The organism is Saccharothrix coeruleofusca (genome assembly GCF_014648515.1).
Classification (GTDB): domain Bacteria; phylum Actinomycetota; class Actinomycetes; order Mycobacteriales; family Pseudonocardiaceae; genus Actinosynnema; species Actinosynnema coeruleofuscum.
Map to the genome: position 1 here is coordinate 772,332 of NZ_BMRG01000001.1, position 9,522 is coordinate 781,853.

Here is a 9,522-nt window from a genome sequence, read left to right on the forward strand (position 1 = left end):
TGGTCATGCGCATCGGGGCCCACGTCCGCGACGACGACCCGCTCGGCGCCGCGGCGGCCCGCGGGGCCGAGGTCGTCCAGTTCTTCCTCTCCGAACCCCAGGGCTGGAAGGCCCCCGCGCCGCACCCGCAGGCCGAGCGGCTGCGGGACAGCGACTTGACCGTGTTCGTGCACGCCCCCTACGTCATCAACGTCGCCTCGCTGAACAACCGCGTCCGCATCCCGTCCCGCAAGGCGGTGGCGCAGCAGGCCCAGGCCGCCGCCGAGGTCGGCGCGCGGGGCCTGGTCGTGCACGGCGGCCACGTCGCCAAGGGCGAGGACGTCGCCGAGGGCATCGCCAACTGGCGCAAGCTGTTCGAGCGCCAGGCCGAGCAGGGCGGCTTCGGAGTCCCGATCCTGATCGAGAACACCGCGGGCGGCGAGAACGCGGTGGCGCGGCGGTTCGACGTGCTGGGCAGGCTGTGGGACGCGGTGGGCGAGTTCGGCGCGGGCTTCTGCCTGGACACCTGCCACGCGTTCGCCGCCGGTGAGGACCTGGTCGACGTGGTGGACCGGGTCAAGGCCCTCACCGGCCGAATCGACCTGGTGCACCTGAACAACTCCCGCGACGCCTTCGGCTCCTCCCGCGACCGGCACGCGGGCGTCCGGTCCGGCACGATCGACCCCGACCAGCTGGTGGCCGTGTGCGCCGCGGCGGGCTGCCCGGTGCTGGTGGAGACACCGGACGAGGGCCAGGCCGCGGACATCGCCTACCTGCGCGAGCGCCTGGGCCGGTGACCGTGGCGCGGGAGGTGGTGGCCGCGATGCCCCGACGCGGGCGTGCCGGGGAGCGCTCGCGCCGGTTCGGCCGGGCCGCGCTGGCCGCGCTGGTCCTGCTGTGCGGGCTGACCCTGCTGGCGGGCTTCGCCAACAAGGACCGCTGCACCGGACCAGGGTTCGACCAGTGGGGCCGCAGCCAGCCCGACTACGAGCGGCGCAACAAGGAAGAGGTCTGCTACTCCGACATCCAGCACCTCTGGATCGGCCGCGACGTCGACCGCCACGTCTTCCCCTACGTCCACGGCGGCATCAACAGCAAGGGCGTGCTGGTCGGCGGCACGGTCGAGTACCCGGTGCTGACCGGCCTGCTGATCTGGGCGGGCGCGGTGTTCGCCCACAACGACGCGGGTTTCCTGCTGTTCTCCGCGCTGCTGATGGCCCCGTTCGGGCTGGCCACCGCGTGGCTGCTGGGCAAGCTGACCCGGTGGCGGGCGCTGCTGTGGGCGATCGGCCCGCCGATGGTGCTCTACGCCTTCCACAACTGGGACCTGCCGGTGGTGTTCTGCGCGGTGGCCGCGGTCTACGTGGTGCACCGCGGCTGGGGCCGCCGGGGCGCGGACCGCCCGCTGCTGACCCGCGCCGTCGTGGCCTCGGTGCTGCTGGGCGTCGGGTTCGCGTTCAAGCTCTACCCGGCGATCTTCGTGCTGCCGCTGGCCCTGTACGTGCTGACCGCCGACCCGCGCAAGGGCTACGACTACGCGGGCGCGCTGAAGGTGGCGCTGGCGTCGATCGTGACCGTGGTGCTGATCAACCTGCCATTCGCGGTGATCGGCCTGGAGGGCTGGAAGGCGTCGTTCGCGTTCCAGCAGATGCGCCGGGTGGACATCACCACCAACTCCATCTGGTACTGGTCCATGCGTCCGTTCATGGCCGACGACACCATGCAGTCGGTGGTGGGCCTGCTCTCGCCGGTGTGCATGGTGCTGTCGTTCCTGCTGGCGTGCTGGCTGGGCTGGCAGCGCTACCAGCGCGAGGGCGTCTACCCGTGGATCCCGGTGTCGGCGGCGATGCTGTGCGGGTTCCTGCTGCTGCACAAGGTCCACTCGCCGCAGTACACGCTGTGGCTGGTGCCCATGTTCGTGCTGCTGCGCATCCCGCTGGGCTGGGCGTTCGCCTACTTCGCCGCGGACCTGGCGATGGGCATCGGCATCTTCCGGTGGTTCTTCGCGATCGAGTACGGCGGCCCCTCGGGCATCTACGACGGGTTCTCCGCGCAGGCCGTGGTGATCGGCGTGTGGGGCAGGGCGGCGCTGCTGGTGGCGCTGTTCGTGGTGTTCCTGCGGGCCGAGGTGGTGCCGTTCGCCGAACGGGTCGGGCGGCGCGTCCCGCTCACCGCGCCGCGCGCCGCCTGACACCCGCCCCGACCAGGGACGGCCGACCCGCTCAGCCGACCGGCTCGGCCACCCGCCGCGCGCCCCGGCCCAGCCGCAGCACCCGGCGGTCCGGGGCGCCGTCGAACACCCCGCCCGCCGGGTCGTCGTCCCCGGCCAGCCGCACCAGGTCCCGCGAGGGCCGGTAGATCTCCCGCACCACCAGCACGCACAGCGCGATCACCGCCACGTCGCGCAGCAGCACCGCGCCGAGGAACCAGTCGATCGGCAGGCCCTTGTTGTCCACGCCCAGGTAGAACATCATCCGCGGCACCCACACCAGCGCGTCCACCGCCATCCACGCCAGCAGCGGCTTCCAGCGCGGCAGCGCCAGCACCGCCAGGGGGACCAGCCACAGCGAGTACTGCGGGCTCCACACCTTGTTCGTCAGCAGGAACGCCGCCACCACCAGGAAACCCAGCTGCGCGAACCGGGGCCTGCGCGGCGCGGACAGGGTGACCACGCCGATCGCCGCGCAGCAGACCAGGAACAGCGCCGCGCTGACCGTGTTGAGCACCTCGGGCGCCTGGCCGGGCGCCAGTCCGGGGTCGAAGCCCTGCCAGCCGGTCCACTGGGCCAGCACGTTGTACAGCGAGTCCGGGTCCACGCCGCGCTCGGTGTTGAGCCGGAAGAACTCCCGCCAGCCCTCCGGGTACAGCAGCGCGATCGGCGCGTTCACCGCCGCCCACGTCAGCAGCGTCGCGAAGACCGTGGACAGGCCCTGCCGCAGCTTGTCGGACCGCCAGCACAGCAGCAGCAGCGGGCCGAGCAGGAACAGCGGGTACAGCTTGGCCGCGCCGCCCAGGCCGAGCAGCACGCCGGCCAGCACGGGCTTGCGCCGCGCCCACGCCAGCAGGCCCGCGGTGGCGAACGCGGTGGCGAGCGTGTCGAAGTTGGTGAAGGCGTGCACGACCACCAGCGGCGACACGGCCACCAGCACGGCGTCCCACGGCCTGCGCCGGGAGATCCGCAGCGTGCCCCACGCGGTCACCAGCCAGGCCAGCGCCAGCCACACCGCGGTGATGTCGAAGTAGACGATCACCGTCATCGGCGAGGGCAGCCAGCCCGACTCGGCCAGCTCCGTCCAGCCCTGCGCCATGCGCGCGTTGACCCACTGGAAGAGGCCGGTGAGCACCGGGTACTCCATGTACCGCACGTGCTCGGTGGGCTTGCCCTGGTCGTCGATCCAGGAGGTCTTGTAGGGGAAGGTGTCCGGCTTGTCCAACCGCTCGGCGGTGTAGAGCGGGACGGTGTCGGAGTAGCACATGGCGGTGAACTGGCGGCTGCCCCGCCAGTCCAGCTGCACCACGCCGTTGGCGTCGACGTACTGCTGGACGCACGGGGACTTCTGCAGCCACGCCAGCGACAGCGTCACCAGCGCCAGCAGCAGCACCACCCGCAGCGGTGTCCAGAACCACTGCCGCCCCACCGCGGCGTGCTTGCCCAGCGGGCCGCCCACCAGCCTGCTGGCGCCGCGCACGAGCGGCTCGGTCCACGTGGGGTGGACGCGCTCGCCCGTGGTGAGCGAATCGGTGTCGTCGGCGTCCGCCTGCGGGCTCTGCGAAGGGCTAACCACCCGCCGGATGCTACGGGTACCGGCCCACGGCCCGTGTGAGAAGTCGACGCCCGCGCAAGCGGAAGGGCCCGGCGCTGGTGCGCCGGGCCCTTCGCTCATCTGGTCGGATCGCTGATGGGATCGGGTCGTTCACCGCCGCTGGAGGGGGGCGGGTCGGACGTGCAGAGCACGCCGCACGGCCTGCCGCCGCCGGGCCTGGTGGGGATGCTCGGGGGCGCCGACGACTCCGGGACGGACGGAGCCGTGGGGGTCGAGGTCCGACTCCTGTCCTCCTTGCGGTCGTCCTCCTTCTTCGGCGTCGAGGACGGCGCGGAGCTGACGACCTTCCTCGGGTTCTCGAACTGGCCCAGCGGCTTGGCCTTGGGGAAGGTCTCCTTCGGGCTGTTCGCCAGCGCCTTGTCCATGAACTTCTGCCAGATCTTGCCGGGCAGGCCGCTGCCGAAGATCGCGTTGCCCCTGGCGTCCTGCAGCGCCACGTTGCCCTCGTTGCGGCCCATCCACACCGCCGCCGACAGCGACGGGGTGTAGCCCACCATCCACGCCTTCGAGTTCTGCGAGGCGTTGTCGGGCAGTTCGTGGGTGCCGGTCTTGCCCGCGCACTCGCGCCCGCCCGCGCAGCCGATCTTGGACGAGGTGGGGATCACCTTGAGCGCCTCGGTCACGTTGTCCGCGATGTCCCGGCTCTTCTGCGGGTCGGGGTCGAACGCGGGCCGCTCGACCACCGGCGGCTGGACGAGCACGTCGCCTTCGGCGTCGGTGATCTTGGTGATGAAGAACGGCTCGCGGTAGACGCCGCGGGCGGCGAACGTGGCGTAGGCGGAGGCCATGTCGAACGGCCGCACCTGCGCGTCGTCACCACCCAGGGAGATGCCCACGTTGGGCCTGCCGCCGTTCTCGCCGACCAGGAGCTTGCGCTCCTTGCCCTCGATGATCACCGACTCGGGGATGCCCGCCTGGTGCGCCGCGTCGGCGACCGCCTGGGCACCGGTGTCGTTGAGCACCATGTCGTAGAACACGGTGTTCAGCGACAGCCGCATGGCCTCGCGGATCGGGCACTCCTTGCCGCATGAGTTGTTCGGGTCCGTCGCGTTGCGGATGGGGTCCTTGAGGCCGGGGAACGTGCGCGGCGAGGTGCCGTCGTAGGTCGAGCCAAGGCCCTTGCCCATCTTGAGCGCGGCCACCAGGTCGAACGGCTTGAACGAGGAGCCCGCCTCCTGGATGGTGCCCTTGGCGTAGTCGATGCCGTTGCCGTCCTTGCCCGCCCAGTAGGCGCGCACCGCGCCGGTGTTCGGGTCGATGGCGGTCAGCGAGTACTTCAGCTCCTCGGGCTGGTTGGCCATGATCTCGTTGACCGCCTCGTCGGCGGCCTTCTGCATCGCCGGGTCGATGGTGGTGTGCACCACCGCGCCGCGCTTCTGCGCCACGTTGCGCGGCACGTTGTGCTTGGCCATCTCCTGCTCGATCTGGTTCTGCACGTGCGCGAGCGGGCCCTCCAGCGCGAACTGCTGCACGTCGGCCAGCGGCTTGATCGTCGGGAAGGTCTGCGAGTCGCGGTAGGCCTGGTCGATCATCTTGTGCTCGACCATCTGGCCCATCACGTACTCCCAGCGCTCCTTGGTGTACGCCTCGTCCTCGGAGCGGCCGGGGTTCTGGATCATGCCCGCGAGCAGCGCGGCCTCGGACGGGGTCAGCTCGGCCAGCTGCTTGCCGTAGTACATCTCCGCGGCGGTCTTGATGCCGTAGGCGGAGCGGCCGAAGTAGATGGTGTTGAGGTAGGCGGTCAGGATCTCCGGCTTGCCCTGCTGCTTGGACATCTTGTACGCCTTGACGATCTCGTTGAACTTGCGGGTCAACGTGAGGTCGTCTTCTTCGGTCGCCTGCTTGATGTACTGCTGGGTCAGGCCCGAGCCGCCGCTGTCCCGGTCGGTCAGCTGGTACCAGCCCGCGCGGGCGATGGCCTTGATGTCGAAACCGGGGTTGGTCATGAACGTCGGGTCCTCGGCCGCGAAGACCGCGTTCTTGACCGTGTCCGGCAGCTCCTCGTACTTGACCAGGCTGCGGTTCGCGCCGTGCGGGGCGATCTTGGTCATCTCCGAGCCGTCGGAGTACAGCACCGTGATCGCCTTGCCCTGCTGGGCGGCGACCTGTTCGGGGATCGGGACGTCGACGATCTGGTAGGCGATGGCGAAGGCGACCAGCGGGCTGAGCACCATCAGCCCGAGCACCACGTAGGAGACGCGCCGCACGCGCCGCCAGATCTTCTTGCGGCGCAAGGCACGTGCCTCCTCGTCGGTCAGCTCCTCGTCGTCGTACTCGTCCTCGTCGTCGTAGTACGCCTCGATGACCTCTTCGTCCGGCTCGCGGTGGGTGAGCAGCTGGGGCTCGCGCTCCGCGACCGGCGGCTGCACCGGGGCCAGCAGGTCGGTCGGCTCATCGGCGGGCCTGCGCTCGGGACCGGGGCCGCCGGGACGGCGCGGACCGCCCGGACCACCGGCCGGGGGCCGTCCGCCGGGGGGCACCGGACCGGCCGGGCCGGGACGGCGCGCACCGCCGGGAGGCGTGGCGGGCCGCTGCGGGCCGGGGCCACCCTGGGCGGGGCCGCCCTGGCCCGCCTGGGGACCGCCGGGGGCGGGGCCGCCGGGCGGTGGTGGCGGCGGACCCGCCTGCCCGCGCGGCGGCTGGCCGGGACCACCCAGGGGCGGCTGGCCCTGCGGGATGCCGCGCGGGGGCGTGCCCCCGCCCTGCGGACGCGCGAAACCGCCGGGCGGCGTGCCCTGGCGCGGCGGCTGCGGTCGTGCGAAGCCGCCGGGCGGGGTGCTCGGACGCTCCGGCTGATCCTGGGCGCCGTAGCGCGGTGGCTGCGCACCGCCGTCCGGGTCCTCCCCGGTCGGCCACTGCGGCTCCCCGCCACGGTGCCTGTCGTCATGCTGGTCGTTCACGAAAAGGCCTCCCAGACCGGCGCGCGGCAGCGCGCGGTTCGGTGGTCGTACGTCGCCGTCGCTCGGGCGCGCGGCGCCCGCGGTGGGAGCCCGTTCACTCCGCCGCGGTCCTCCTGCGCGGCTTGTGGGCATCCAAGTCGCGCGTACCCAGGACGTATGACTGCACCAGGTGGTTCCAACTACATGTGCGGCAAACCTCTACGACGTAGACGTTGAACTCTTCGAAGAGGTTGGCCATGCGCGTGAGCTCTTCGGCGGTGCGCGCGGACCCGGCCGCGTGCTTGAGCTCGTCGCCGTACACCCAGGACACCAGGGTGAGCGGCTCCTTGCGGCACACCGGGCAGGTCACATCGCTCGGTTCACCGTGGAACTTCGCAGCTCGCAGCAGGTACGGGCTGGCGTCGCACACCTCCATGGTGCCCACCCGGCCCGAGTAGACCTCCGCCAGCAGCGCACGGCGCTGCAGCGCGTAGTCCACCACCTGGCGTTGGGTCGGCACGGGACCAGAGTACGGGGCGCTCCAACCCCTTCGGTCGGCCGTTCAGTCCAGTGGCGTTTCTCACGGCACCGAGTGTGGCCCAGGGCACACGCTCAGCGAGCGCGGATGTATCGCCTCGATATACTCGACACACCCATCGGAGCCCAGGGTTGGAGGTGACCCGTGCTGGAGTTCGCGGTCCTGGGCCTGCTGCACGAGGCGCCCATGCACGGCTACGAGCTGCGCAAGAGGCTGCACGAGCTGCTCGGAGCGTTCCGCGCCTTCTCCTACGGGACGCTGTACCCCACGCTGCGCCGCCTGCAACGCGGCGGGCTCATCGTGGAGGAGACCCCCGAGGACGACGCGGCGCGGTGGGGCCGCCGCGCGCGGAAGGTCTACAAGCTGACCGCCGAGGGCAAGGAGCGGTTCGCCGAACTGCTGTCCGACGCGGGCCCGCAGACCTGGGACGACGACTCGTTCGGCGTGCACCTGGCGTTCTTCTCCCGCACCCCCGCCGAGATCAGGATGCGCATCCTGGAGGGCCGCAGGCGCCGGGTCGAGGAGCGCCGCGAGGGCCTGCGCACGTCGTTATCGGCCACCAGCGAGCGGATCGACCGCTACACCCGCGAGCTGCACCGGCTCGGCCTGGAGAGCACCGAGCGCGAGGTGCGGTGGCTCAACGAGCTGATCGCCCACGAGCAGGCCGAGCAGCGCGAGCGGGACGACTAGCAAGTTTCGCCCACTGAGCTGGGCACTGACGGAGAACAAGAAGGAGGACTCGGCATGGGCGACAACCGCCGCACCGTTCGAGTGGCCATTGTCGGGGTCGGCAACTGCGCGGCGTCGCTGGTGCAGGGTGTCCACTACTACCGCGATGCCGACCCGAACAGCAGGGTGCCAGGGTTGATGCACGTGCAGTTCGGCGACTACCACGTCCGCGACGTGGAGTTCGTGGCCGCGTTCGACGTCGACGCGAAGAAGGTGGGCCAGGACCTGGCGGCGGCCATCACGGCCAGCGAGAACAACACCATCAAGATCGCCGACGTGCCGCCGCTGGGCGTCACCGTGCAGCGCGGGCACACCCTCGACGGCCTCGGCCGGTTCTACCGGGAGACCATCGAGGAGTCCGACGAGAAGCCGGTGGACGTGGTCCAGGCGCTGCGCGACGCCGAGGTGGACGTGCTGGTGTCCTACCTGCCGGTGGGCTCCGAGGAGGCCGACCGCTTCTACGCGCAGTGCGCCATCGACGCGGGCGTGGCCTTCGTCAACGCGCTGCCGGTGTTCATCGCCTCCGACCCGGAGTGGGCCGAGAAGTTCCGCGCGGCGGGCGTGCCGATCGTCGGCGACGACATCAAGTCCCAGGTGGGCGCGACCATCACGCACCGCGTGCTGGCCAAGCTGTTCGAGGACCGGGGCGTCCAGCTCGACCGCACCATGCAGCTCAACGTGGGCGGCAACATGGACTTCCTGAACATGAAGGAGCTGGAGCGCCTGGAGTCCAAGAAGGTCTCCAAGACCCAGGCGGTCACCTCCCAGGTCGACCGCGACCTGGGCAAGCGCAACGTCCACATCGGCCCGTCGGACTACGTGGCGTGGCTGGACGACCGCAAGTGGGCCTACGTGCGGCTGGAGGGCCGGGCGTTCGGCGACGTGCCGCTGAACCTGGAGTACAAGCTGGAGGTGTGGGACTCGCCGAACTCGGCGGGCATCATCATCGACGCGGTGCGCGCCGCGAAGATCGCCCTCGACCGGGGCATCGGCGGCCCGATCCTGTCCGCCTCCTCGTACTTCATGAAGTCCCCGCCGGAGCAGTACTCGGACTCCGAGGCGCACGCGGCGGTGGAGGCGTTCATCCGCGGCGACGTGGAGCGCTGACCCCCTTCGACGACCGCCCCCGCACCCGGCTGTCCGGGTGCGGGGGCGTCGTCGTCACATGGCGCTGAGCGGGCCGATGTAGGTGCCGGGGTGGGTCGCGGCGTCCTGCTTGAGCACCGGCCCGGCCGTCCAGGGCAGTTCCTGGGTCTGGGTGGTGTCGGGCGGGGTGACCACCAGCGTCCGCACGGCCCAGCCCGTCTCGGGCGCCTCGGGCAGGAAGGTCAGCTTGCTCATCGCCCGCCCGTCCGGCGGCAGGGTCAGCGACGCGGGCGCCTGGTGCTGGCGGACGAGGTCCCAGGAGGTGCCGTCGGCCCCGTCCAGGCGCACGCCGGGGAAGCCCGCCACCGAGCACTCCCGGCCGCCGCGGTTGGTGAACACCACCCGCACGTGCAGGCTGCCGCTGTCCTGGGCCACCTCGGGGGCCGAGACCTCCAGGTTCGTGCACCGAGGTGGCTTGGCGGAGGCG

8 protein-coding genes are annotated in these 9,522 nt (G+C 71.4%); 4 read left to right on the forward strand and 4 right to left on the reverse strand.

Features of this window, described 5'->3' with window-relative positions:
* Nucleotides 1–5: 5 nt before the first annotated feature.
* Complete coding sequence (locus IEZ00_RS04000; protein WP_189221602.1) at nt 6–776, forward strand: deoxyribonuclease IV; 771 nt, start codon at nt 6–8, stop codon at nt 774–776.
* A gap of 26 nt (nt 777–802) precedes the next feature.
* On the forward strand, nt 803–2,170 hold the full coding sequence (locus IEZ00_RS04005) for a glycosyltransferase family 87 protein (protein ID WP_189221780.1): 1,368 nt from the start codon (nt 803–805) through the stop codon (nt 2,168–2,170).
* A gap of 31 nt (nt 2,171–2,201) precedes the next feature.
* On the opposite strand, the gene IEZ00_RS04010 is transcribed toward IEZ00_RS04005, so the two are convergent.
* From IEZ00_RS04010 to IEZ00_RS04020, 3 genes are all read right to left on the reverse strand, one after another.
* A complete protein-coding gene (locus tag IEZ00_RS04010) occupies nt 2,202–3,764 on the reverse strand; it encodes a glycosyltransferase family 87 protein (RefSeq protein WP_229794996.1) in 1,563 nt (520 codons plus the stop codon).
* 95 nt (nt 3,765–3,859) lie between these two features.
* Entirely contained in the window at nt 3,860–6,703 is a 2,844-nt protein-coding gene (locus tag IEZ00_RS04015) for a transglycosylase domain-containing protein (protein ID WP_268248649.1), read from the reverse strand.
* Nucleotides 6,704–6,797: 94 nt separating this feature from the next.
* The gene (locus tag IEZ00_RS04020) at nt 6,798–7,202 is read right to left on the reverse strand and encodes a DUF5318 domain-containing protein (protein WP_189221605.1); all 405 of its coding nucleotides are present in this window, start codon (nt 7,200–7,202) and stop codon (nt 6,798–6,800) included.
* 162 nt (nt 7,203–7,364) lie between these two features.
* Between IEZ00_RS04020 and IEZ00_RS04025 the strand changes: the two genes are divergently transcribed.
* Together IEZ00_RS04025 and IEZ00_RS04030 are read left to right on the forward strand one after the other, a co-directional pair.
* A complete protein-coding gene (locus IEZ00_RS04025) occupies nt 7,365–7,910 on the forward strand; it encodes a PadR family transcriptional regulator (RefSeq protein ID WP_189221606.1) in 546 nt (181 codons plus the stop codon).
* A gap of 54 nt (nt 7,911–7,964) precedes the next feature.
* Entirely contained in the window at nt 7,965–9,056 is a 1,092-nt protein-coding gene (locus IEZ00_RS04030) for an inositol-3-phosphate synthase (RefSeq protein ID WP_189221607.1), read from the forward strand.
* Between the two features lie 54 nt (nt 9,057–9,110).
* On the opposite strand, the gene IEZ00_RS04035 is transcribed toward IEZ00_RS04030, so the two are convergent.
* A partial coding sequence (locus IEZ00_RS04035; protein WP_189221608.1) for a DUF4232 domain-containing protein occupies nt 9,111–9,522 on the reverse strand: 412 nt, incomplete at its 5' end.